Raw genomic sequence first — 25,059 nt, forward strand, 5'->3', positions numbered from 1 at the left:
ACTGGCAATCCATGTGCTATTCTTGTAATTTTAATTCCTGATGGCTTTAGTAACCGAGAAATGTACATAGCTGTAGCTTCTCCCTCGATATTTGGATTGGTAGCCATTATTACCTCTTCCACATCACTTTCCTGAAGGCGCTTGATGAGGGAAGGAACGTTGATATCCTCAGGACCTATACCATCCATCGGGGAAATCGCACCATGTAAAACATGGTATAAGCCATCAAATTCCTTCATTTTTTCCATTGCAATAACATCTTTCGGGTCTTGCACTACACAGATTATTTGGCGGTTTCTTCTTGTATCCTCACAAATATAGCATGGATCTTGATCTGTTATATGACCGCATACAGAACAATAAGTAAGGTTTCTTTTTGCATTGACGAGTGCTTTCGCAAAGTCTAATACAGTGTCTTCTTTCATATTTAATACAAAAAACGCCAGTCGAGCAGCCGTTTTCGGGCCGATTCCTGGCAATTTCATAAAGCTGTCTATCAGCTTCGATATTGGTTCAGGATAATGCATGGAACTCCTCCTTAGAACATTCCAGGAAGGTTAAGTCCTTTAGTAAATTGCCCCATTGTTGAGTTTGTTAACTCATCCGCTTTCTTCAATGCATCATTTGTAGCTGCCAGCACAAGATCTTGGAGCATTTCTACGTCTTCCGGATCTACAACCTCTTCCTTTATCACTACATCCACTATTTCTTTATGTCCTGTTACGACTACTGTTACCATTCCGCCGCCAGCAGAACCTTCAATTCTTTTGTCTCCAAGCTCCTCTTGAGCTTCCGCCATTTTCTTTTGCATTTTTTGCATTTGTTTCATCATATTTTGCATATTACCCATTCCGCGCATAAGATTACCTCCATTAAATTATAATTATTTATTTCATTTACATATTTTATATAATATGCAAATTTCTATTTCCGTTCAACAATCAGTCCTTCACTTCAAGCAATTCTTCACCAAATAATTTTTTGGCTTCAGCAACAATCGGGTCTTCCGCTTGGTTTTCACCATCTTCTTCGCCCTCACCTGAATGATGGGAGCTATTCAAGAAATCTTCCCTTATTTTTAACCACTGCTCTTCAGGGACTCCTACTAATTTATACCTTCTTCCCAAAAGCTGTTGAAGGGATGACGTAATTGTCTCTATAAATTTAACATTATCTAATGCCATTTGACAGTGGATTTCATATTTAAATTTAATAACAATTGAATCCGTCGAAGCAGCAACTGGTTCCGCTTCATTCAAGAGAGCCGCTTGTGATCTCATCTGATTTTTAACGAGTTGTCCGAGCATATTTCCCCAATTGCTCTTTATATTTTGAAGCTCTTGTTTCGTTGCAGCTTTAAGTATTTCATTGATTTTCCCAGTAGGTGCCTGGAATCCCTTTCGGTTTGACCTCACCTTTTTCTGAGGAGCAGCCTCCTCTGGCGAGCTACTTACACCTGACTGTCTTATTCTTGCTAGTTCTTCTTCTAAATTGTTTATTTTAGAAATAAGTCCCTGTATTTCACTACTTGATGGGGCGCCAGCACTTGCCTCATTTAATGTAACTGCCATTTGGCATAACTTAACGATGGCTACCTCTAGAAAAATTCTGGGATGATTTGTCCACCGCATATCCTGCTGTGTTTTGTTCAACAAGCTGATAAGCTCATATATTTGTTCCTGTCCATAAAGATCAGCTAAGTCTCTGAATTCATCATCAAGCATGACTCTTTCCAATGACTCTTCCAAATTAGGTGCAGTTTTATATAACAGCATATCTCGGTAGAAGAAAATAAAGTCTTCAATAAACCTGGAAGGGTCCTTTCCTGAAAACAGCAATTCATCCAATGATTGAAGTCCTTTAACTGTATCTTTTTCATAAATTGCTTTCGCCAGTTCATTTAAAAACCCTTGTGAAACAGCACCTGTAACAGTTAATGCATCTTCTACAGTAACAATATCTTGACTGTAAGAGATGGCTTGGTCCAATAGACTCAAGGCATCCCGCATTCCTCCATCGGCCGCGCGAGCTATCATCTGAAGAGCCTTATCATCACAGGATATACCAGATTCATCTATGATAAGTCTCATTCTCTTTACAATCGATTGAGCTGTAATTCTTCTAAAGTCAAAGCGTTGACATCTGGAGATAATCGTTAATGGTATTTTATGCGGCTCAGTAGTGGCCAAAATGAAGATTACATGCTTTGGTGGTTCCTCTAATGTTTTTAATAATGCATTGAATGCTCCAATAGAAAGCATATGCACTTCATCTATTATATAAACCTTATACGGGACAGAGCTCGGGGCATATTTCACTTTGTCTCTTATATCCCTTATTTCTTCTACTCCATTATTGGAAGCAGCATCTATCTCTATCACATCAGGAATGGAGCCGTCTGTAATTCCTTTACATGCAGCACACTCGTTGCATGGCTCGCTGATTGGAGCTCTTTCACAGTTTACCGCTTTTGCTAGAATCTTCGCAGCACTTGTTTTACCTGTTCCTCTTGGGCCTGAAAACAAATATGCATGCGTTGTTTTTTGCTGAAGAAGGGCATTCTGGAGTGTTTTTGTTATATGTTCCTGACCTACTACATCAATAAATTGCTGCGGTCTCCAAACTCGATATAATGCTTGGTAATTCATGCTTGCCCCCCTTTCTTTCCGCTCTTATTATTATATCTTATCTATATGTATTTTTACATTAAAACAGTGGTACAAACTTTTATACTAAAAAGTAGTATGGCTTGTAATAATTAAAAAGACTCACTCTTTATCAAAAGAATGAGTCTTTATTATTATAAAGTTAAACTGCCGTGCACCTTTCGTCGACTAGCACCCATAAGCGTTACTTAAGCAGTTAGCTCAGTCCAGGCAACCCTGCGGCACATGGGGGTGTCCACTTAATGCTGCTTCCTTCCGGACCTGACATAGTTCATGGATTCCCATTGCGCAGGACCCGGACGTCAACACCACTTGCTTAAGGCAGACCCTACAGGATACTAGCCTCAGAAAGGAGTTCAGCCTCGCTAGAGCGGATTGCGAGTACAGGGCACCGCTACCTCCCCGCTTAGCACGACAAACTTGATACCAATTTTAATGTGTCATCTTGGACACAAACTAAGTATACTTATATTCAACCAAAAAAGCAATAATTATAAGCTGTTAATTTTTGTAATATCATTTTCGGCTCTTTTTTGTTTCTCCGCTTTCTTTCTTTTACGAAGTTCTCGGAAGAAGTTTGTTAAAAGTTCGCCGGTTTCCTTTTCAAGTACTCCAGGTACTAGCTCACACTGATGATTGAATCGGTCATCCTGAAGAAGATTCATGAAGGTACCCGCACAACCTCCCTTAGGATCACTTGCGCCGTAGACTACCCTTTTAACCCGAGAAAGAAGAATTGCACCAGAGCACATTGCACAAGGCTCTAATGTAACGTACAGCACAGCGTTATCCAATCTCCAGCTTCCTGTTTCTTTACAGGCTAAATCTATTGCCAAAAGCTCAGCATGGGCAATTGCTCTCTGCTCTGCTTCACGCAAGTTATGTGCCTTCGAGATTACTTCCCCATCTAGCACAACAACAGCCCCTATGGGAACCTCTCCCAGATTACCTGCTCTTTTTGCTTCAGCTATAGCAATTCTCATAAAATAATTATCATCTTTTTCTACATTCATTTATTTATCACCCTGTGCTCACTATTGTTTTTATAAAAAGTGTAATTTATTTTCTTAAGTTACTTAAACTAAAGACACATTTGTTATTATTTTAAAAAAGGGGTTACATATGAATAATTCATCTAAAGCACTCTTAATAATCGACATGATCAATGACTTTCGATTTGACCATGGATCCATTTTAGCTGAAAAAGCTTCATTAATTGCAAAAAATATATCCACATTGAAAAATTATTGCCACGAATCTGAGATCCCTGTAATTTATATCAATGATCATTATAGCTTATGGAAAGCAGATTTAGACAAAATCATTGATTATTGCTCTAATGAATACAACGATACTCTTTTTACCCTTCTTACTCCAAAAGAGCAAGATTACTTCTTAATAAAACCAAAGCATTCGGCTTTTTATGGAACTGCTCTAAACACACTGCTTCATCAGCTAAAGGTGGATGAGCTTATTCTAACAGGTATTGCCGGCAATATTTGTGTTCTCTTTACTGCTAATGATGCTTATATGAGAGAATATTCATTGATTGTTCCAGAGAATTGCATTGCCTCAGTAGATGAGCAAGATAATAAATATGCCTTGACCATGATGAAGAATGTCATGGATGCAAAAATATTTAAGTATGATAAAAATAGTATCATGTCATCCCCAATTAACACATAGACTGCAATAAGGAATTTTAACAGCAGGAGGGGATTTCCCATGCAGATACATGTTGTGCAGGCAAACCAGTCATTGACAGGCATTGCTCAAGCTTATGGAACTACTGTAACAAACATCGTTGAGGCGAATGAATTACCTAATCCTAATAGGCTGGTTATCGGCCAAGCGCTTGTCATCCCAATTGTTGGACGGTTCTATTGGGTTCAGCCAGGGGACAGCCTATTTTCTATCTCCAGAAGATTTGGTATTTCATATCAGCAGTTAGCTAGTGTTAACCGCATATCACCAAACAGCCCATTAGCGGTAGGAACCCGCTTATATATACCACAGCAACCGAAAAGAGCAGGAGAATTCAATGCATATGTTGAGCCGCGAGGTACTACAGTAGCTCCTGCGCTTGAATCTTCAGCAAGAGAAGCAGCTCCATACTTAACCTATCTTGCCCCATTTAGCTTCCAAGCACTTAGAAATGGACAACTGAAAGAGCCTCTGCTTGGCAATTTCCCTACTATCGCAGCAAATAATAATAATGTATTGATGATGGTAATCACTAATCAAGAAAATGATCAGTTCAGTGATGAGCTAGGAAGAATCCTATTAAATGATCAAGCAATTCAAAATACCTTTTTGAATAATATCGTGGCGACCGCAAAGAAATACGGATTTAGAGATATCCACTTTGATTTTGAATATTTAAGACCAGCAGACCGGGAAGCTTATAATGCATTTTTACGCAAAGCAAAAGCACGCTTCTCTCAAGAAGGCTGGCTCCTTTCCACTGCCTTAGCTCCGAAAACAAGCGCAGGCCAAAAGGGTAAATGGTATGAAGCTCACGACTATCGCGCACACGGAGAAATTGTAGACTTTGTCGTAATCATGACATATGAGTGGGGCTATAGCGGCGGACCAGCAATGGCAGTTTCACCTATCGGCCCAGTGCGTAATGTTCTTGAGTATGCAATTACAGAAATGCCATCAAACAAAATAATGATGGGACAAAATCTTTATGGATATGACTGGACACTTCCCTTCGTTCAAGGATCTGTCGCAAAGGCAGTTAGCCCCCAAAGTGCAATCCAGCTTGCATCAGATAATAACGTGGCCATACTTTATGACACGAGTGCTCAAGCGCCACATTTCAACTATACAGATGCTCAAGGGCGTAAGCACGAGGTTTGGTTTGAGGATGCAAGGTCCATTCAGGCAAAGTTCGACCTTGTCAAAGAGCTTAATATTAGGGGTGTAAGCTATTGGAAGCTAGGCTTGCCTTTCCCACAAAATTGGCTGTTGATATCTGATAATTTCAATGTGACGAAAAGATGATATCGGTGCTTATGCTTAATAGTTGTCAATTAGTTGCCTTTATAAAAAGGTGACTTTTTTTATTAAGGAAGTGTCACCACATACATTTCTCAGGAAATATCATACAGCTTTAATTAACGATAGTTTATGTCCACAACTGCTTCTCATATGTTAAAATGACTTCATATGTCTTTTTTATTTTTCTAATATATAAATTGGGGGGACAAGCATTGAACAATATCCCTTTTATTACAGTAGAAGGTCCTATTGGTGTTGGAAAAACTTCGTTAGCGAAGCTGATTTCTGACCATTTTCAGTATCACCTATTAAAGGAAATCGTTGAGGAAAACCCTTTTTTAGGAAAATTTTACGAGAACATTGATGAATGGAGCTTCCAAACAGAAATGTTTTTTTTATGCAATCGCTACAAACAACTTAATGATATACAATCCGACTTTTTAGACAAGAATATTCCTGTCGTAGCTGATTATCATATACTAAAGAATTTAATTTTCGCAAAAAGAACTCTGCAAGAGAAAGAACTATCTAAATATATCCGAATTTATGATGTACTGACAGAAGAATTACCTGCACCGAACGTTATCATCTATCTTCATGCTAGTCTTGATACTCTAATGGAACGCATCCAAAAAAGAGACAGAGATATTGAAAAAAACATCAGTCCTCTATATTTGGAGCAATTGTCAGCAGACTATCAAGATGTGATGGAAAAGTATGAAAAGCAGTACCCGAACGTCCAGGTACTTTCATTCAACGGCGATACTTTAGACTTTGTCAAAAACGAGAAGGATCTTGATACTATCATTGATAAAATCAAGCAAACATTAAAATTAGGAGCATATAATCATGAATCTACGCAAGAAATATAATATTCCAAGCAATTCAGTCATTACAATTGCCGGAACAGTCGGTGTCGGCAAGTCGACATTAACTAACGCACTAGCTGATGCGCTTCAATTTCGCACATCCTTTGAAAAGGTTGATACAAACCCATATTTAGATAAATTTTACCATGATTTCAGCAGATGGAGCTTTCATCTGCAAGTATATTTTCTTGCTGAAAGATTCAAAGAACAGAAAAAAATCTTTGAGTATGGAGGAGGCTTCATACAGGATCGTTCTATATACGAAGATACAGGCATATTCGCAAGAATGCACTATGAAAAAGGCACTATGTCTGAAACAGACTACGAAACATATACAAGCTTATTCGATGCTATGGTTATGACTCCGTACTTCCCTCATCCTGATTTATTAATTTATTTAGAAGGCTCATTAGATGATATCCTTGCGAGAATTGATAAAAGAGGACGTACAATGGAGAAAGAGACACCTGTCGAGTATTGGCAGGAAATGCACAGTCGTTATGAAAAGTGGATAGATTCCTTCTCTTCATGTCCTGTACTGCGCCTTAATATTAATGACTATGATGCTACAGAGGGAACTTCTGCAATTGAACCAATACTTGAAAAAGTAGCTGTTATTTTAGAACAAAAAAATCTTGCAAAAAGATAAAGAAGAGGAGACAGCTCCTCTTCTTTTTTTGTATAAAAAAGACCAAAAAAAAGGCCTGCTGTAAACAGCAGACCTTATATCTCCAATATTTATGCGCAATGTTAGAAAAAATAATCATGGAGGAGGAAAGGGGATTCGAACCCCTGCGCGGTTTGACCCGCCTGTCGGTTTTCAAGACCGATCCCTTCAGCCGGACTTGGGTATTCCTCCATCAGACAAAGAATAATATAACACATTGGATTATTATTGTCAACAAAATCTTTATTTTAATATATAGAAGGAGCAACAGCTCCTTCTATATATTATCATGCACTAACTAATTACTTTATAACCTCTCTATTTCCCATATATGGGCGCAATGCTTCTGGAATAAGTACACTGCCATCCTCTTGCTGATAGTTCTCAAGTATTGCTGCAACTGTACGGCCAATCGCAAGTCCAGAGCCATTAAGTGTATGAACATGCTCTGGCTTCCCCTTAGCTTCTCGTCTGAAGCGGATGTTTGCCCTTCTTGCTTGGAATGCTTCGAAGTTACTGCAAGAAGATATTTCTCTGTAAGATCCATAGCTTGGTATCCAGACTTCTACATCGTATTTTTTTGCAGCTGTGAAACCTAAGTCACCTGTGCACATGCTTAGAACACGATATGGCAAGCCTAGAAGCTGCAAGACTTTCTCTGCATTTCCAGTCAATGTTTCCAACTCTTCATAAGAATCCTCTGGTTTAACAAACTTAACCAGTTCTACTTTGTTAAACTGATGTTGTCTAATTAGTCCTCTTGTATCCCTTCCAGCTGAACCTGCTTCTGAACGGAAGTTAGCGCTGAATGCTGCATATTTGATAGGAAGCTGATCACCATCTAAAATTTCATCACGGTGTAGGTTTGTAACAGGTACTTCTGATGTAGGGATTAAGAAGTAATCCTCTTTCTCGATTAAGAAAGCATCCTCTTCAAATTTAGGAAGCTGCCCAGTTCCTGTTAAACTTGCTCTATTAACTAAGAATGGAGGTATTATTTCCTTATAACCATGATCTTCTGTATGAAGATCAAGCATAAAGTTAAACAAAGCTCTTTCTAGTCTAGCACCAAGCCCTTTATAAAATACAAAACGACTTCCTGTTACCTTTGCTGCTCTTTCGAAATCAAGTAAATCCAAATCTGTTGCTACATCCCAATGTGGTTTTGGCTCGAAATCAAACTCTCTTACTTCTCCCCATTTTCTAATTTCCACATTATCATCTTCTGTATCACCAACAGGAACACTTTCATGAGGAAGATTTGGTATACCTAGCATAATTGTGTTCAGTCTTTCTTCCACTTGGCGCAGTTCATCGTCAAACCCCTTGATTTTTTCACCAACTTCGCGCATTTCAAGGATTAAAGCTTCTGCATCCTTTTTCTCACGTTTTAATGTGGCAACCTCCTGGGAAACTTCATTTCTTCTGCTTTTTAATTGTTCTGTTTCCACAATCAATTCTCGTCTTCTTGTATCAAGCTCTTCAAAATGCTCCAATTCAGATAAATCTTCACCACGATGCTGCAGCTGCTCTTTCACAAAATCAAAATTTGCGCGTACAAATTTAATATCAAGCATTTTTTTTCCTCCTTACATTTTCATCTATAGGTACTCTACTTTTGAAATTTTCATAGCAGAACACAAAAAACTCCCGTCCCCAAAAAAGGGACGAGAGTTACCCGCGTTGCCACCCTAGTTGAAAGCATATGCTTTCCACCTTAAAAAAACATAACGGTTTTTTAAACCGAAAACAATTACTTGCCAATTTACCTGGCTTTCCTTGTTTTAACTCTAGGATGGATTCACAGACTATATTCACCGATTCACACCAACCATCGGCTCTCTTGAGAATAAATTATCTTGCTACTATTTCCTATCATTGTAGATACCATATAAAAGTTTTTTTCATCGTACTATAATTATGAACAAAGTTCAACCACTATATACAATTTAGTTCTTTATGGCTTAGCTCCACCATTGAACTAATTATTAATTAGAGATAAGTAGGTGAAGCCTCACATATGTGCTTGGTGGAGCTAAGCCATGAACTCAACCAACCTTTACTTTCCGCAAAATTATAACTTGACCTTATTGGAAATAAATAATAAAAAAAGGATTCCTGTCAACACAGGAATCCTTTTTTTATTAAAACCAGCCTTTTACTGTAGATGAAACACTATCCCAAATGTTTGCAAAGAAGGAACCTACGCCACGCATAGCTAATACGAACCAGTTTGCCTTTTCGACCGTTTCTGCAGCTACAACATCTACACTAGCTTTCTTTTCTCCGTCACTAGTTAAGAACTGAACTGCTTTGCCATCCTTTGTCTCTAAAGTGACCTTTCCAACCTTATCACCTTTTTTGACTGGAGCAGCTATTTCACCATTACTGTTCACCTTTTTATCATCCAGTACAAGCTTTGCCACATAATTTTCTTTATCTGTTTTTTTGATCATTAAATTAACAGCATCACTTGTTTGAATTTTTACCGTGTCTTCTTTACCCTTTGTTACTTTTAACGACTCATTGCCTTTTATTGTATAACCAGCAGGTAGAACTTCTTCTGTACTAAAGTTATTAAAACCATAATCTAACAGCTTAGTTGCCTCTGTGAAGCGGCTGTTTTTAGTTTCACTTTTCATAATAACAGCGATAATTCGTTGATCACCGCGTTTTGCAGTTGCCGTTACATTGTAGCCTGCATAATCAGTAGAACCTGTTTTAAGACCATCTGCTCCCTCATAGCCAAATACCAGTGAAGGCAACAGCCAGTTAAAGTTAGCGTATGTTCTATTATCACGGAATTTAAGTTTTGGCATGCTAGAAGTCTCAAGTACTTCCGGATAATCATTTAATAAATGGTAAGCAAGTTTTGCAACAGCTTTAGCAGACATTTCATTTTCATCTGTTTCGCTGCCAGCAGGATAATTGCCCAATAGATCCGTGTTATTTAAACCAGAAGAGTTAACAAACTTGTAATCTTTAAGTCCTAATTCTTCTGCCTTTTCGTTCATAACATTAATATAGTTTTTTTCTGTTCCAGCAAGAAGTTCAGCCAACGCGACAGTCGCAGCATTCCCTGAGAATATCCCCATTGCTTGATATAGCTCTTTTACTGTATATTCTTCGCCTTCAGTCAAACCAATATTAGACAAACCAGGAGCACCGGATAAACGATGAATATAATTGTTTATTTTAACTTTTTGATCCCAGCTAATTTTTCCTTCTTTGATTGCTTCAAGGACATTATATTCTGTCATCATTTTTGACATGGATGCCACGCCCATTAGTTTATCGGCATTTTTTTCATACAATATCTCACCAGTAGCAGCATCTACTAGTATTGCTGCCCCAGCGTCCAATCCCAAATCGTCATTCTCAGCTGCATTTGCTTGTTGCGGTAGACCTGCTGCCACTGCACTTATAACAAGCACTGTCATAAGTAAGTACAAGGTCCACTTTCTCATTTGTTTCACTAATAAAACCTCCACACTTAAGATTATCTATTAAACTTTAAATTATTTTTTTAATTAAGAATTTCCCTTGTACAGTTTACCATAAAAAAAACAAAAAAAATAGACGGTGATAGAGTTCACCATCTATTGTAATATTCCGTAACAATTGCAAAACTAATATTATGAAATAGAGTAGTTTGGAGCTTCTTTTGTAATTTGAACATCATGTGGATGACTTTCTCTTAATCCAGCACCAGTCATTTTTACAAATTGTGAATGCTCTCTCAAATCTTGAAGGTCCTTAGAACCACAATATCCCATTCCTGAACGAATTCCACCTACCAATTGATAAATAGTATCAGAAAGTGGTCCTTTATATGGTAGACGGCCTTCAATGCCTTCTGGAACGAACTTTTTGTTATCCTCTTGGAAGTAACGGTCTTTTGAACCTTTTTCCATAGCAGACACAGATCCCATTCCTCTATATACCTTAAAGCGTCTACCTTGGAATATTTCCGTTTCTCCAGGACTTTCAGATACACCTGCAAGTAAACTTCCAAGCATTACTGCGTGTCCGCCTGCTGCTAATGCTTTAACGATATCTCCAGAGTATTTAATTCCTCCGTCAGCAATAATGGCTTTGCCATGCTTTCTAGCTTCTGTAGCACAATCATATACTGCAGTGATTTGTGGAACACCCACACCAGCAACAACTCTTGTTGTACAGATTGATCCTGGACCAATGCCTACCTTTACAACATCTGCTCCTGCTTCTATAAGTGCCTTTGTACCTTCAGCAGTTGCCACATTTCCAGCGATAATAGTTAATTCAGGGAAAGCATTTCTAATATCGCTTATGCCGTCTAAAACACCCTTTGAATGGCCATGAGCTGTATCAATTACGATAGCATCCACTTGGGACTTCACTAGTAGCTCAACTCTTTTAATAGCATCAGCTGTAACACCAACAGCCGCACCAACAAGCAGTCTGCCCTGTGCATCCTTTGCAGAATTAGGAAACTCAATTACCTTTTCAATATCTTTAATTGTAATAAGGCCTTTTAAGACTCCATCCTCATTGATAAGAGGCAATTTTTCAATTTTATGTTTTTGCAGAATCTTCTCTGCTTCATCCAATGTTGTACCAACTGGAGCCGTTACTAAGTCTTCCTTAGTCATTACATCGCTAATTTTAATGGAAAAGTCTTCAATGAAGCGTAAATCTCTATTTGTTAAGATACCAACTAATTTTTGATCATCATTGTTGTTAACAATAGGAACACCTGAGATTCGGTATTTTCCCATTAAATGTTCTGCATCAAATACTTGATGATCTGGAGTTAAGAAGAATGGATCAGTAATAACACCACTCTCTGAGCGTTTAACTTTATCTACCTGCTCAGCTTGCTGCTCAATTGACATGTTTTTATGGATAATACCCATTCCGCCTTGTCTTGCAATAGATATTGCCATTTCTGCCTCTGTAACAGTATCCATTCCAGCACTAATCAACGGAATGTTTAATTTTAAATTTGGTGCCAATTCCACTTTTAAGCTGACATCTCTTGGTAATACTTCTGATTTAGCTGGTATCAATAAAACATCATCAAAGGTTAAACCTTCTTTAGCAAACTTACTTTCCCACATTTTAACGCCTCCAATTAGTAAAAAAATATTATTAGTAGGTTATCAATTGGACAAAATACTGTCAAGGTCAGTTTAATAAGTTTCATTTTTCAAAAAATTCAGGAGGCAATACATATGTACAGTTCCTACAAGGGCTGGGATTCATTTAGCTGCTTTTTTTCTGCAGAATACTCCCAACTTTTTCTAAAAAAAAGCTATAAATTACTTCATACAAATGAAATTGAAACAAAGAGCTATCAAAACTGTTATCCATTTATTTATTTTCTAGAGCATGGCAAGCTCTATTATCAGCAAGCAGTTAATTCACCAATTAATATACAGCCTGTTTTGCTATTTTATGGATTTGTTCACTTAATTAAAGCTTGTCTCCTTACAATAGATCCATCTTACCCAAGCAGTACCTCGGTACTGGCACATGGTGTATCTACAAGAAAAAGGAAAAAACAACAATATTTATTTTTTAAGGACGAAATCAAAATTCAAAAGAATGGTCTGTTTGCCTGTATGTCTGAAAATATGTTTCAGCTCCCTTCAATCGAGGGAGAGAAGTTCAAAATGGGAGAGCTCTTACAGCAGATACCTGAACTTAGTGATTTATTCCATATATTCACAAGCAGTCCCTCCTTCCTACCAGTTTCCTTTTCAAATACAGAGGCAATTATTCCGTCTAAGATATTAGACAGCTATTTTATGAGTAAGGACCGTTTTCAGCATTATTTGGAATCACAGCTTGGGAATCCAGTCAAGAATGTTAAAACAAGTAAGACGAGTATTGAAGTTGCTTTTTCTGAACCTTTACAACCAGTTCCTCCCTTCTACTACAACGTCTTGGATAATAAACACTATATTCCAATAGAAAAACGGAGTGTACATCTTCCTGAAATCTTGGTGCATTATTTATTATTATATAATTTAAGCATGATTGCCAGATACGAAATAGAATGGTGGAGTGAGCTTCTCAAGACAATGCCAAATCAGGATTATCCGTATATTGAGTCTTTTTTATCGATCGCAGCAAAAAAAGGGCCTCAACTCATTTATAACTTTTTAGCGAAAAAAATGTAGTTGAATTTCAGATTTTTCTTCAGAGCATTACAAAAAAGCATCTAGTAATGTACTAGATGCTTTTGTTCGTGCCTGGCGACGTCCTACTCTCACAGGGGGAGAACCCCCAACTACCATCGGCGCTGAGAAGCTTAACTTCCGTGTTCGGTATGGGAACGGGTGTGACCTTCTCGCTATCGCCACCAGACTATTATGTTTTTATGAGTTGTTCTCTCAAAACTAAATCATATAGGAAGAAAAACATAAGAACCAAGTAATCTTTTGTCCAGCTTCAAAAGCCTAGGGCTTTTTTCCACTTTTCATTTTAGTTAAGTCCTCGATCTATTAGTATTTGTCAGCTCCACGTGTCACCACGCTTCCACCTCAAACCTATCAACCTGATCATCTTTCAGGGATCTTACTAGCTTACGCTATGGGAAATCTCATCTCGAGGGGGCTTCATGCTTAGATGCTTTCAGCACTTATCCCTTCCGCACATAGCTACCCAGCTATGCCTTTGGCAAGACAACTGGTACACCAGCGGTGCGTCCATCCCGGTCCTCTCGTACTAAGGACAGCTCCTCTCAAATTTCCTACGCCCACGACGGATAGGGACCGAACTGTCTCACGACGTTCTGAACCCAGCTCGCGTACCGCTTTAATGGGCGAACAGCCCAACCCTTGGGACCGACTACAGCCCCAGGATGCGATGAGCCGACATCGAGGTGCCAAACCTCCCCGTCGATGTGGACTCTTGGGGGAGATAAGCCTGTTATCCCCGGGGTAGCTTTTATCCGTTGAGCGATGGCCCTTCCATGCGGAACCACCGGATCACTAAGCCCGACTTTCGTCCCTGCTCGACTTGTAGGTCTCGCAGTCAAGCTCCCTTGTGCCTTTACACTCTACGAATGATTTCCAACCATTCTGAGGGAACCTTTGGGCGCCTCCGTTACTTTTTAGGAGGCGACCGCCCCAGTCAAACTGCCCACCTGACACTGTCTCCCACCCCGATAAGGGGTGCGGGTTAGAATGTCAATACAGCCAGGGTAGTATCCCACCAATGCCTCCACCGAAGCTGGCGCTCCGGCTTCCAAGGCTCCTACCTATCCTGTACAAGCTGTACCAAAATTCAATATCAGGCTACAGTAAAGCTCCACGGGGTCTTTCCGTCCTGTCGCGGGTAACCTGCATCTTCACAGGTACTATAATTTCACCGAGTCTCTCGTTGAGACAGTGCCCAGATCGTTACACCTTTCGTGCGGGTCGGAACTTACCCGACAAGGAATTTCGCTACCTTAGGACCGTTATAGTTACGGCCGCCGTTTACTGGGGCTTCAATTCAGAGCTTCGCGCGAACGCTAACCCCTCCTCTTAACCTTCCAGCACCGGGCAGGTGTCAGCCCCTATACTTCGCCTTACGGCTTCGCAGAGACCTGTGTTTTTGCTAAACAGTCGCCTGGGCCTATTCACTGCGGCTCTCTCGGGCTTGCACCCAAAAGAGCACCCCTTCTCCCGAAGTTACGGGGTCATTTTGCCGAGTTCCTTAACGAGAGTTCTCTCGCTCACCTTAGGATTCTCTCCTCGCCTACCTGTGTCGGTTTGCGGTACGGGCACCTTGAATCTCGCTAGAGGCTTTTCTTGGCAGTGTGGAATCAGGAACTTCGGTACTATATTTCCCTCGCCGTCACAGCTCCGCCTTCACGGTAATGGGATTTGCCTCATTACCAGCCTAACTGCTTGGACGTGCTAATCCAACAGCACGCTTACCCTATCCTCCTGCGTCCCCCCATCGCTCAAACGATTCATAAGGTGGTACAGGAATATCAACCTGTTGTCCATCGCCTACGCTCTTCAGCCTCGGCTTAGGTCCCGACTAACCCTGAGTGGACGAGCCTTCCTCAGGAAACCTTAGGCATTCGGTGGATGAGATTCTCACTCATCTTTCGCTACTCATACCGGCATTCTCACTTCTAAGCGCTCCACCAGTCCTTACGGTCTAGCTTCAACGCCCTTAGAACGCTCTCCTACCACTGACATCATAGATGTCAATCCACAGCTTCGGTGATACGTTTAGCCCCGGTACATTTTCGGCGCAGAGTCACTCGACCAGTGAGCTATTACGCACTCTTTAAATGGTGGCTGCTTCTAAGCCAACATCCTGGTTGTCTAAGCAACTCCACATCCTTTTCCACTTAACGTATACTTTGGGACCTTAGCTGGTGGTCTGGGCTGTTTCCCTCTTGACTACGGATCTTATCACTCGCAGTCTGACTCCCAAGGATAAGTATTTGGCATTCGGAGTTTGTCTGAATTCGGTAACCCGATGGGGGCCCCTAGTCCAAACAGTGCTCTACCTCCAATACTCTTACCTTGAGGCTAGCCCTAAAGCTATTTCGGAGAGAACCAGCTATCTCCAAGTTCGATTGGAATTTCTCCGCTACCCACACCTCATCCCCGCACTTTTCAACGTGCGTGGGTTCGGGCCTCCATCCAGTGTTACCTGGACTTCACCCTGGACATGGGTAGATCACCTGGTTTCGGGTCTACGACCACATACTCTATCGCCCTATTCAGACTCGCTTTCGCTGCGGCTCCGTCTCTTCAACTTAACCTTGCATGTAATCGTAACTCGCCGGTTCATTCTACAAAAGGCACGCTATCACCCATTAATGGGCTCTAACTACTTGTAGGCACACGGTTTCAGGATCTATTTCACTCCCCTTCCGGGGTGCTTTTCACCTTTCCCTCACGGTACTGGTTCACTATCGGTCACTAGGGAGTATTTAGCCTTGGGAGATGGTCCTCCCTGCTTCCGACGGGATTTCTCGTGTCCCGCCGTACTCAGGATCCACTCAGGAGGGAACGAAGTTTCGACTACAGGGTTTTTACCTTCTGTGACTGGCCTTTCCAGACCTATTCATCTACCCCGTTCCTTTGTAACTCCATGTAGAGTGTCCTACAACCCCAAGAGGCAAGCCTCTTGGTTTGGGCTAATCCCGTTTCGCTCGCCGCTACTAAGGGAATCGCGTTTGCTTTCTCTTCCTCCGGGTACTTAGATGTTTCAGTTCCCCGGGTCTGCCTTCAGTTACTCTATGTATTCAAGTAACGATACTATCCCATTACGGATAGTGGGTTTCCCCATTCGGAAATCTCCGGATCAAAGCTTACTTACAGCTCCCCGAAGCATATCGGTGTTAGTCCCGTCCTTCATCGGCTCCTAGTGCCAAGGCATCCACCGTGCGCCCTTTCTAACTTAACTTGTTTTCGGCTAAAGATAAACTTCGCATTTCTTTGTCAGCTTCTTCGCTGTGCTCCTCACGTACTCTCGTACGCCCCGGTGCTCACTCCGTCGCTTCCTCGACCTGCTCGTTTCTCTTTACCCTCAATTTCTCTAATAATTAGAGAATCTAAGATGGCGATTACTCGGTTTTATCTTGGTTTTTCTTCTATATGATTTAGTTTTCAAAGAACAAAAGAACAAAAAAAAATTGGTGGAGCCTAGCGGGATCGAACCGCTGACCTCCTGCGTGCAAGGCAGGCGCTCTCCCAGCTGAGCTAAGGCCCCATATTTAGTGTTTTTTTCATTATATGGTGGGCCTAAATGGACTCGAACCATCGACCTCACGCTTATCAGGCGTGCGCTCTAACCAGCTGAGCTATAGGCCCATATAAGAAAGCATTGCTCTCTCAAAACTGAACAACAAACTGTCAACAATCTATGAATGGAATAAATCCATTTTTCCTTAGAAAGGAGGTGATCCAGCCGCACCTTCCGATACGGCTACCTTGTTACGACTTCACCCCAATCATCTATCCCACCTTAGGCGGCTGGCTCCCAGAAGGGTTACCCCACCGACTTCGGGTGTTACAAACTCTCGTGGTGTGACGGGCGGTGTGTACAAGGCCCGGGAACGTATTCACCGCGGCATGCTGATCCGCGATTACTAGCGATTCCAGCTTCATGTAGGCGAGTTGCAGCCTACAATCCGAACTGAGAATGGTTTTATGGGATTGGCTCGACCTCGCGGTTTTGCTGCCCTTTGTACCATCCATTGTAGCACGTGTGTAGCCCAGGTCATAAGGGGCATGATGATTTGACGTCATCCCCACCTTCCTCCGGTTTGTCACCGGCAGTCACCTTAGAGTGCCCAACTAAATGCTGGCAACTAAGATCAAGGGTTGCGCTCGTTGCGGGACTTAACCCAACATCTCACGACACGAGCTGACGACAACCATGCACCACCTGTCATCCTGTCCCCCGAAGGGGAACGTCCTATCTCTAGGATTGTCAGGAGATGTCAAGACCTGGTAAGGTTCTTCGCGTTGCTTCGAATTAAACCACATGCTCCACCGCTTGTGCGGGCCCCCGTCAATTCCTTTGAGTTTCAGCCTTGCGGCCGTACTCCCCAGGCGGAGTGCTTAATGCGTTTGCTGCAGCACTAAAGGGCGGAAACCCTCTAACACTTAGCACTCATCGTTTACGGCGTGGACTACCAGGGTATCTAATCCTGTTTGCTCCCCACGCTTTCGCGCCTCAGCGTCAGTTACAGACCAAAGAGTCGCCTTCGCCACTGGTGTTCCTCCACATCTCTACGCATTTCACCGCTACACGTGGAATTCCACTCTTCTCTTCTGCACTCAAGTCCCCCAGTTTCCAATGACCCTCCACGGTTGAGCCGTGGGCTTTCACATCAGACTTAAAGGACCGCCTGCGCGCGCTTTACGCCCAATAATTCCGGACAACGCTTGCCACCTACGTATTACCGCGGCTGCTGGCACGTAGTTAGCCGTGGCTTTCTGGTTAGGTACCGTCAAGGTACGAGCAGTTACTCTCGTACTTGTTCTTCCCTAACAACAGAGTTTTACGATCCGAAAACCTTCATCACTCACGCGGCGTTGCTCCGTCAGACTTTCGTCCATTGCGGAAGATTCCCTACTGCTGCCTCCCGTAGGAGTCTGGGCCGTGTCTCAGTCCCAGTGTGGCCGATCACCCTCTCAGGTCGGCTACGCATCGTCGCCTTGGTGAGCCGTTACCTCACCAACTAGCTAATGCGCCGCGGGCCCATCTGTAAGTGACAGCGTAAACCGTCTTTCAACTTTTCTACATGAGTAGAAAAGGATTATCCGGTATTAGCTCCGGTTTCCCGAAGTTATCCCAGTCTTACAGGCAGGTTGCCCACGTGTTACTCACCCGTCCGCCGCTAACTTAAAAAGCAAGCTTTTTAAGTCCGCTCGACTTGCATGTATTAGGCACGCCGCCAGCGTTCGTCCTGAGCCAGGATCAAACTCTCCGATAAAGAGTAAGATTAGCTCAAATGCTAAACTCTAGCTTTTGTTACTTGTTTTGTTTCTATAACGAAAGTTATAAAAACGATTATTGTTGACGTTTGTTTGTTCAGTTTTCAAAGAGCAATATTTAGTTGCTATTAGAAACAACTTTTATATATTAACATATTCTCATATGCAAGTCAACAAATTATTTATGGTTTTTTTACCAACTTATAACTCTCTTGCTGACTTGTATGAGTATATCAGTTTGTTGCATAGAGCGCAATACCTATTTCAAAAAAAAGAAGATTTTTTCTTTTAACTATATTGAAGTACCTCTTCGATATATAGATGCCTGTTCTTTTCCAAATCCATTATTGCTTCATCCTCTAAAATTTTCACAAGTGGTCGTGTAGCAGATCTTCCTTCTACAAATACGACCTCTGCTCTATGTCCATTAGAAAGTCTTATAGTGCTTCCTATTGTATATTGAATAATACTGTTACTTAAAGCCTGTAAAACCACATGGTCAAATTTCCCGAAGTAGTCCTGCTGAAGCTTCTCCAATACCTTGAATGGCGATTGCTTGCTTCTGTACAGCCTTTGAGAAGTCATTGCATGGAAAGTATCTGATACAGCAATAATCTTTGCATATGGATGTATCTTATTATCTGCATTTCCTAATGGATACCCGCTTCCATCCAGCCTTTCATGGTGCTGGAGAATAGCAAGCCTTGTTTCTTTCTTAAGAAGAGAATGCTCTGGCAGCATTTTTAAACTGTAGCTTGTATGTCTTTTTACTTCAGCAAATTCTTCTTCTGTGAGGGGTTCTTCTTTTGTAAGTAAACCAGGAGATATTTTTGACATCCCTGCATCACTCAAACAGCCAGCCATAGCTATTTGAATAGTTTCCCCTTTGTTGTAGCCCATTTTTTGTGCAATAAGGGCACTGATGACACCTACAGCTACTGAGTGCTGGTAGATATACTCCCTCTTATTTGATAAATGATATAAAGAAAAAACTTCTTTACTATACTGCTCAAGATCTTCTAGCAGAGGCAGCAAAATTGCCCGGACAGACGGTATGCTCAAGGGAACACCTGACTGCCAAGAACGAAATTCCTTTTTATATTGACTAACACCATAAAGAAATTTGTCAAAAAAGCTCTCTTCGTCATCTTCTATAAATTGATTTGCCTCTGTTAATTCACTAAGAAGATTTCCATCTATCTGTGTATTTTCAATCTCAACTTTTTTCACTTGGAAAACTTTGAGGAGATTTATATGTTCATCTGTCAGTACAGTTTTAGAAGTGATTATTGGCCTATTTGTCATGCTGAAAACATCTTCTGTTAAGATGCAGCCAGCATTTAATCGGTCAACACTAATATTCATGTAATACTCCACCCTTACAAGGACTTTTATACTATATTTTACTCCACTTTTTAACAGATTGATAACTATATTTTAAAAATAATTATCAAACAACCCCATTTAATAGATATTTTTAGACCCTTTTACCTATTAAAGTATACTCTTCAATAATAAATAAAAACCTTTATACAAAAAAAGAGCCGCCGTTAGGCAACTCTTTACTCTTCTGTTTCCTCAACTTCAGACATCACGCTATCATCTGCCGTTTCTTCAGGAATTTCTGTTTCAGATTCTTCTTCTTTTTCTACTTTAGCAACAGTTGCAACAAACTCACTTTCACTTTCGTTTAGCTTAATCAGCTTAACTCCTTGTGTGCTTCTGCCCATTGTAGAAATATCATTAACAGCCATACGAATCAACACACCACCTGTAGTGATAAGCATAAGATCTTCCTCACCATCTACTGCCTTCATGGAAACTAAAGGTCCATTTTTGTCAGTAATATTGCAGGTTTTGATTCCTTTTCCGCCTCTTCCTTGAATTCTATACTCATCTGCAGGCGTTCTTTTACCATAACCATTTTTCGTAACGATAAGTATTTCAGAGCCTTCCTCAAGAACTTCCATACCGACAACTTCATCATTTGAAGAAAGAGTTATTCCTTTAACTCCAGTAGCTGTTCTTCCCATTGAACGAACATCAGTCTCTGGGAAACGGATAAGCAAACCATTTCTTGTTCCTATGATGATTTCTTTATTTCCATCTGTTAGTCGTACAGAAATAAGCTCATCTCCATCTCTTAAGTTAACTGCAATCAGACCATTGTTTCTGATATTAGCAAAAGAAGATAACGGAGAACGTTTGGAGATTCCTTCCTTCGTCGTGAAGAACAAGAACCAATCATCTACAAACTCTGATACAGGAATGATAGCATTCACCCATTCACCCTTCTCCACACCGAGGAGGTTAATGATTGGAATACCTTTAGCTGTACGGCTAAATTCAGGGATTTCATAGCCTTTCAGGCGATATACCTTCCCTTTATTCGTAAAGAACAAAATCGTATTATGTGTGGAAGTGGTACTAAGCTGTTCCACAAAGTCATCTTCATTTGTTCCCATTCCCTGGATACCTCGCCCTCCACGCTTCTGAGAACGGTATGTAGATGCGGGCAATCTCTTAATATAACCGTTATGTGTTAATGTAATGATGATATTCTCTTCTGGAATTAAATCTTCATCTTCTATGTTTTCAATTCCGCCTGCTACAATTTCTGTACGGCGCTTATCGTTGAAACGCTCTTTTACTTCATTTAGCTCTTCACGAATTATATCGAGCAGCTTTTCTTCATCAGCTAAGATTGACTTCAGCTCTTGAATTAAAGCCACTAATTCTTTATATTCTTCTTCTATCTTTTCTCTTTCAAGTCCAGTCAATCTTTGTAGACGCATATCTAAGATAGCTTGAGCTTGCTTTTCTGACAGACTGAAATTGCTCATTAATCCTTCTCTGGCAATATCCGTTGTTCTGGAACTGCGAATTAAGGCAATTACTTCGTCTAGGTGATCAAGCGCAATACGTAGCCCTTCTAATATATGGGCACGTGCTTCTGCTTTTCTTAACTCAAATTCAGTACGACGGCGGATAATAACCTTTTGATGATCCAAATAATAGACGAGACATTGCTTTAAATTAAGAACCTTAGGTTGTCCATCCACAAGCGCCAACAAGTTAATTCCAAAGCTTGTCTGCATTGCTGTATGCTTATATAAGTTATTCAGCAGTACGTTAGCATTCGCATCTTTACGGACTTCTATAACAACCCGCATTCCATTACGGTCAGATTCATCTCTTAGGTCTGTAATACCGTCAATCTTTTTATCCCTAACCAGCTCAGCAATTCGCTCTACTAGACGAGCTTTATTAACCTGATAAGGAATTTCCTTTACTATAATAACTTCTTTACCATTCGGCTTTACTTCAATATCTACCTTCGCTCTAACGATGATAGACCCTCTGCCTGTTTCGTATGCTTTTCTTATACCAGATCTTCCGACGATCATTCCGCTTGTCGGGAAGTCAGGACCAGGTATGATTTCCATCAATTCAGGAATTGTTATATCGGTATTTCTGCTTACTGCCAAAACACCATCAATAACCTCTCCCAGTTGGTGTGGAGGAATATTTGTAGCCATTCCCACCGCAATTCCGCTTGTTCCATTTACCAGAAGGTTTGGGAAACGAGACGGTAAAACAACAGGTTCCTTTTCTTCTCCGTCGAAGTTTTCTGTGTAGTCAATTGTATCCTTGTTTATATCCCTTAAAAGCTCCATTGCTATTTTGGACATTCTTGCTTCCGTATAACGCATTGCAGCAGCAGAATCTCCATCAACTGAACCGAAGTTACCATGACCATCTACTAACATGTAACGGTAGTTAAAATCCTGTGCCATACGAACCATTGTTTCATATACCGCACTATCACCGTGAGGATGGTACTTACCAATTACTTCTCCAACAATACGAGCAGATTTTTTAAATGGCTTGTCAGAATGCATACCTAAGTCATGCATAGCATATAGTATACGGCGATGAACGGGTTTAAGCCCATCCCGAACATCTGGAAGTGCACGGGAAACAATGACACTCATTGCATAATCCAGGAAGGATGTACGCATTTCCTTGCTTATATTTATTTCTTTAATTTGAGAATTCGGCATATCAGCCATATAGGAACCTCCTTAAGCAAAGCGCAAGGTGCTAAATCTCCTTTAGCACCATAGTCATTCTTTTGCATTTATCTTAAACATCCAGGTTTTTAACATATACCGCATTTTCTTCTATAAAGTTTCTGCGCGGCTCTACTTTATCACCCATCAGCATTTCAAATGTTTCATCCGCTTCTATTGCATCATCTAAGCTTACCTGTAGCAAAACTCTAGTTGCCGGATCCATTGTTGTATCCCACAACTGCTCTGCATTCATTTCCCCTAATCCTTTATAACGTTGGATATTTGGTTTTGGTGATGCAGGCAAGTTTCCAAGCACCTCCGCCAACTGGCGGTCATTATAAGCATACTCGAGCTTTTTCCCTTGTTTAACACTATAAAGCGGTGGTTGAGCAATATAAATATATCCTGCTTCTACAATTTTTCTCATATAGCGGTAGAAGAAAGTGAGCAGCAGTGTTCGTATATGCGCTCCATCGACGTCCGCATCTGTCATAATAACAACCTTATGATATCTAGCCTTAGAAATATCGTAATCTTCTCCAATACCAGTACCAATAGCTGTAATCATAGAGCGAACCTCATTATTTGATAGGATACGATCTAATCTAGCTTTTTCAACATTCAGGATTTTTCCTCTTAACGGTAGAATCGCTTGGAAGTGTCGATCTCTTCCTGATTTCGCCGATCCACCTGCGGAATCACCCTCAACTATAAACAATTCACTTATCGCAGGATCTTTAGAAGAACAATCTGCTAATTTACCAGGTAAGCTGGAAACTTCAAGTGCACTTTTCCTACGTGTCAATTCCCTTGCCTTTTTAGCGGCAATTCTAGCTCTTAAAGCCATTTGACCTTTATCTACAATTTTCCTTGCAACTGAAGGATTTTCAAGTAGGAATTTCTCAAAATGCTCCGCAAAAATTGTGTCAGTTATGGCACGAACTTCAGAATTTCCTAATTTCGTTTTCGTCTGTCCTTCGAATTGAGGATCAGGGTGCTTAATAGATACTATAGCAACTATTCCTTCCCTTACGTCCTCTCCAGACAGGTTTGCTTCAGAATCCTTAAGAACTCCATTTTTTCTTGCATAGTCATTAATCGCTCTAGTCAAAGCCGTTTTAAAGCCGGATTCATGAGTACCGCCTTCATGTGTATTAATATTATTTGCGAATGAGAAAATATTCCCTGTATAGCCATCATTATATTGGAGTGATACCTCAACAGTAATACCTTCTTTTTCTCCTTCGATATAAATCGGCTCTTCGAACAACACTTCTTTATTGCGGTTTAAATGCTCAACATATGACTTTATTCCGCCTTCATAGTGATATTCTTTGTTCTTTTCCATGCCTTCTCTTGTATCTTCTATCGTAATTTTTATATTGCGATTCAAGAAAGCCAATTCTCTTATCCTGTTTGCCAATGTTTCAAAGTCATAGACAAGCGTTTCTTTAAAGATTTCTCCGTCTGGTTTAAATCTTGTTGTAGTACCAGTAACATCTGATTCACCAATGATTTCAAGGTCTGCTTGTGGAACACCTTTTTCATATCTTTGGTAATAGATGCTACCATCACGATGAACAAAGACCTCCAATTCAGAAGAAAGAGCATTAACTACAGAAGCACCAACACCATGGAGACCACCGGAAACCTTATATCCGCCGCCGCCGAACTTACCACCAGCATGCAGGACAGTCATGATTACCTCAACTGCTGGTCTTCCCATCTTTTCCTGAATCCCAACAGGAATACCACGTCCATTATCCTTAACTGTAATGCTGTTGTCTTTTTCTATTATGACATTGATTTCATCGCAGTAACCTGCCAATGCTTCATCAATACTGTTATCTACAATTTCCCATACAAGATGGTGCAAGCCCTTTCCACTTGTTGAGCCTATATACATTCCGGGTCTTTTGCGGACTGCTTCTAATCCTTCAAGTACCTGTATCTGACTTTCATCATAGGATTGTTGCTCCATTGGATCATGTTCCATTGACAAATTGATCACCTTACTTTCTATTGACATCCTAAATTTGCTCTATGCTATCCTACTAGACACACTAACACTAATAATCCTGTGTCGTTAGTCTATACGACCGCCTCTTTAGTGTATTGGAAGCAATTGGAGAATAATAAATGGCATCCTTTGTAATCACAATAGATTTATAAGTATTACGATCGCCACTTATGGTTGTCTCCCTTTGCGTATTTAAAAATTCAGTTGTTATCTCAGAGGAACCAATTGTTTGTTTGTCTAAAATTGTAATGATATCTACAGTTCTTATAAGCACATTATCACCAATATGAACGTACACTATTTCACCTCAA

General features: G+C 40.6%; 16 protein-coding genes, 3 tRNA genes, 3 rRNA genes, 1 other RNA gene and 1 other annotated feature (1 of these 24 only partly in view). Of the genes, 5 read left to right on the forward strand and 18 right to left on the reverse strand.

All coding sequences use genetic code 11. The features are described 5' to 3' along the window. From recR to tadA, 5 genes are all read right to left on the reverse strand, one after another. On the reverse strand, positions 1 to 527 hold the 5' portion of the coding sequence (recR, locus tag NQZ71_RS02190; protein ID WP_127743016.1) for a recombination mediator RecR. 70 nt of this gene lie to the left of the window's left edge; 527 of the gene's 597 nt are visible here — the first part of the coding sequence; its start codon is at positions 525 to 527; its stop codon lies off the left edge, out of view. 11 nt (positions 528 to 538) lie between these two features. Then, on the reverse strand, positions 539 to 859 hold the full coding sequence (locus tag NQZ71_RS02195) for a YbaB/EbfC family nucleoid-associated protein (protein ID WP_127743018.1): 321 nt from the start codon (positions 857 to 859) through the stop codon (positions 539 to 541). An 82-nt stretch (positions 860 to 941) separates the two neighbouring features. Beyond that, complete coding sequence (dnaX, locus tag NQZ71_RS02200; RefSeq protein WP_144458496.1) at positions 942 to 2,648, reverse strand: DNA polymerase III subunit gamma/tau; 1,707 nt, start codon at positions 2,646 to 2,648, stop codon at positions 942 to 944. Positions 2,649 to 2,816: 168 nt separating this feature from the next. Beyond that, positions 2,817 to 3,081: signal recognition particle sRNA large type (gene ffs, locus NQZ71_RS02205), an RNA gene on the reverse strand. 76 nt (positions 3,082 to 3,157) lie between these two features. After that, complete coding sequence (tadA, locus tag NQZ71_RS02210; protein WP_144458495.1) at positions 3,158 to 3,679, reverse strand: tRNA adenosine(34) deaminase TadA; 522 nt, start codon at positions 3,677 to 3,679, stop codon at positions 3,158 to 3,160. Between the two features lie 109 nt (positions 3,680 to 3,788). Between tadA and NQZ71_RS02215 the strand changes: the two genes are divergently transcribed. From NQZ71_RS02215 to NQZ71_RS02230, 4 genes are all read left to right on the forward strand, one after another. Then, on the forward strand, positions 3,789 to 4,352 hold the full coding sequence (locus NQZ71_RS02215) for a cysteine hydrolase family protein (protein ID WP_144458494.1): 564 nt from the start codon (positions 3,789 to 3,791) through the stop codon (positions 4,350 to 4,352). Between the two features lie 39 nt (positions 4,353 to 4,391). Then, the gene (locus NQZ71_RS02220) at positions 4,392 to 5,675 is read left to right on the forward strand and encodes a glycoside hydrolase family 18 protein (RefSeq protein ID WP_275009716.1); all 1,284 of its coding nucleotides are present in this window, start codon (positions 4,392 to 4,394) and stop codon (positions 5,673 to 5,675) included. Between the two features lie 209 nt (positions 5,676 to 5,884). Beyond that, positions 5,885 to 6,544, forward strand: coding sequence for a deoxynucleoside kinase (locus tag NQZ71_RS02225; protein WP_144458492.1), 660 nt, complete (start codon positions 5,885 to 5,887; stop codon positions 6,542 to 6,544). Then, positions 6,522 to 7,190: a deoxynucleoside kinase gene (locus tag NQZ71_RS02230; protein WP_144458491.1), complete on the forward strand. Its 669-nt coding sequence runs from the start codon at positions 6,522 to 6,524 to the stop codon at positions 7,188 to 7,190. The genes NQZ71_RS02225 and NQZ71_RS02230 overlap by 23 nt, the downstream gene beginning before the upstream one ends. 117 nt (positions 7,191 to 7,307) lie before the next feature. Here NQZ71_RS02230 and NQZ71_RS02235 read toward each other — a convergent pair. The 4 genes from NQZ71_RS02235 to guaB form a co-directional block, all read right to left on the reverse strand. Next, positions 7,308 to 7,400: transfer RNA gene (locus NQZ71_RS02235), tRNA-Ser, on the reverse strand. A 110-nt stretch (positions 7,401 to 7,510) separates the two neighbouring features. Further along, entirely contained in the window at positions 7,511 to 8,785 is a 1,275-nt protein-coding gene (gene serS, locus NQZ71_RS02240; RefSeq protein ID WP_144458490.1) for a serine--tRNA ligase, read from the reverse strand. 83 nt (positions 8,786 to 8,868) lie between these two features. Next, positions 8,869 to 9,096, reverse strand: a binding site (T-box leader). Between the two features lie 256 nt (positions 9,097 to 9,352). Then, positions 9,353 to 10,675, reverse strand: coding sequence for a D-alanyl-D-alanine carboxypeptidase family protein (locus NQZ71_RS02245; RefSeq protein WP_311201039.1), 1,323 nt, complete (start codon positions 10,673 to 10,675; stop codon positions 9,353 to 9,355). Between the two features lie 168 nt (positions 10,676 to 10,843). Then, entirely contained in the window at positions 10,844 to 12,310 is a 1,467-nt protein-coding gene (guaB, locus tag NQZ71_RS02250; protein ID WP_144458488.1) for an IMP dehydrogenase, read from the reverse strand. Positions 12,311 to 12,424: 114 nt separating this feature from the next. Here guaB and NQZ71_RS02255 point away from each other — a divergent pair, with 114 nt between their 5' ends. Next, the gene (locus NQZ71_RS02255) at positions 12,425 to 13,375 is read left to right on the forward strand and encodes a YaaC family protein (protein WP_144458487.1); all 951 of its coding nucleotides are present in this window, start codon (positions 12,425 to 12,427) and stop codon (positions 13,373 to 13,375) included. 70 nt (positions 13,376 to 13,445) lie between these two features. On the opposite strand, the gene rrf is transcribed toward NQZ71_RS02255, so the two are convergent. The 9 genes from rrf to remB all read right to left on the reverse strand — a co-directional run bounded on the left by rrf (position 13,446) and on the right by remB (position 25,046). After that, a 5S ribosomal RNA gene (gene rrf, locus NQZ71_RS02260) occupies positions 13,446 to 13,562 on the reverse strand. Between the two features lie 117 nt (positions 13,563 to 13,679). Beyond that, positions 13,680 to 16,613, reverse strand: a 23S ribosomal RNA gene (locus NQZ71_RS02265). 230 nt (positions 16,614 to 16,843) lie between these two features. Then, positions 16,844 to 16,919: transfer RNA gene (locus NQZ71_RS02270), tRNA-Ala, on the reverse strand. Positions 16,920 to 16,943: 24 nt separating this feature from the next. After that, a tRNA-Ile gene (locus tag NQZ71_RS02275) sits at positions 16,944 to 17,020 on the reverse strand. 81 nt (positions 17,021 to 17,101) lie between these two features. Beyond that, a 16S ribosomal RNA gene (locus NQZ71_RS02280) occupies positions 17,102 to 18,651 on the reverse strand. The 16S, 23S and 5S rRNA genes sit together here with 2 tRNA genes alongside, the layout of an rRNA operon. 289 nt (positions 18,652 to 18,940) lie before the next feature. Further along, positions 18,941 to 20,017 carry an HD-GYP domain-containing protein gene (locus tag NQZ71_RS02285; protein ID WP_144454959.1) on the reverse strand — a complete coding sequence of 359 codons (1,077 nt, stop codon included), beginning with the start codon at positions 20,015 to 20,017 and terminating at the stop codon, positions 18,941 to 18,943. 197 nt (positions 20,018 to 20,214) lie between these two features. Then, on the reverse strand, positions 20,215 to 22,725 hold the full coding sequence (gene gyrA / locus NQZ71_RS02290; protein ID WP_317011235.1) for a DNA gyrase subunit A: 2,511 nt from the start codon (positions 22,723 to 22,725) through the stop codon (positions 20,215 to 20,217). 73 nt (positions 22,726 to 22,798) lie between these two features. After that, positions 22,799 to 24,724 carry a DNA topoisomerase (ATP-hydrolyzing) subunit B gene (gyrB, locus tag NQZ71_RS02295; RefSeq protein ID WP_127739116.1) on the reverse strand — a complete coding sequence of 642 codons (1,926 nt, stop codon included), beginning with the start codon at positions 24,722 to 24,724 and terminating at the stop codon, positions 22,799 to 22,801. A 73-nt stretch (positions 24,725 to 24,797) separates the two neighbouring features. Continuing rightward, the gene (remB, locus tag NQZ71_RS02300) at positions 24,798 to 25,046 is read right to left on the reverse strand and encodes an extracellular matrix regulator RemB (RefSeq protein ID WP_127738794.1); all 249 of its coding nucleotides are present in this window, start codon (positions 25,044 to 25,046) and stop codon (positions 24,798 to 24,800) included. Between the last annotated feature and the right edge of the window lie 13 nt (positions 25,047 to 25,059).

The sequence above is a fragment of the Niallia taxi genome (genome assembly GCF_032818155.1).
In the GTDB taxonomy this organism is placed as follows: Bacteria; Bacillota; Bacilli; order Bacillales; family Cytobacillaceae; genus Niallia; species Niallia taxi_A.

Coding starts and splice junctions, on each gene's coding strand:
- NQZ71_RS02195 (WP_127743018.1), bottom strand. CDS start 859: ATGCGCGGAATGGGTAATATGCAAAATATGATGAAACAAATGCAAAAA.
- dnaX (WP_144458496.1), bottom strand. CDS start 2,648: ATGAATTACCAAGCATTATATCGAGTTTGGAGACCGCAGCAATTTATT.
- tadA (WP_144458495.1), bottom strand. CDS start 3,679: ATGAATGTAGAAAAAGATGATAATTATTTTATGAGAATTGCTATAGCT.
- NQZ71_RS02215 (WP_144458494.1), top strand. CDS start 3,789: ATGAATAATTCATCTAAAGCACTCTTAATAATCGACATGATCAATGAC.
- NQZ71_RS02220 (WP_275009716.1), top strand. CDS start 4,392: ATGCAGATACATGTTGTGCAGGCAAACCAGTCATTGACAGGCATTGCT.
- NQZ71_RS02230 (WP_144458491.1), top strand. CDS start 6,522: ATGAATCTACGCAAGAAATATAATATTCCAAGCAATTCAGTCATTACA.
- serS (WP_144458490.1), bottom strand. CDS start 8,785: ATGCTTGATATTAAATTTGTACGCGCAAATTTTGATTTTGTGAAAGAG.
- NQZ71_RS02245 (WP_311201039.1), bottom strand. CDS start 10,675: ATGAGAAAGTGGACCTTGTACTTACTTATGACAGTGCTTGTTATAAGT.
- guaB (WP_144458488.1), bottom strand. CDS start 12,310: ATGTGGGAAAGTAAGTTTGCTAAAGAAGGTTTAACCTTTGATGATGTT.
- NQZ71_RS02255 (WP_144458487.1), top strand. CDS start 12,425: ATGTACAGTTCCTACAAGGGCTGGGATTCATTTAGCTGCTTTTTTTCT.
- NQZ71_RS02285 (WP_144454959.1), bottom strand. CDS start 20,017: ATGAATATTAGTGTTGACCGATTAAATGCTGGCTGCATCTTAACAGAA.
- gyrA (WP_317011235.1), bottom strand. CDS start 22,725: ATGGCTGATATGCCGAATTCTCAAATTAAAGAAATAAATATAAGCAAG.
- gyrB (WP_127739116.1), bottom strand. CDS start 24,724: ATGGAACATGATCCAATGGAGCAACAATCCTATGATGAAAGTCAGATA.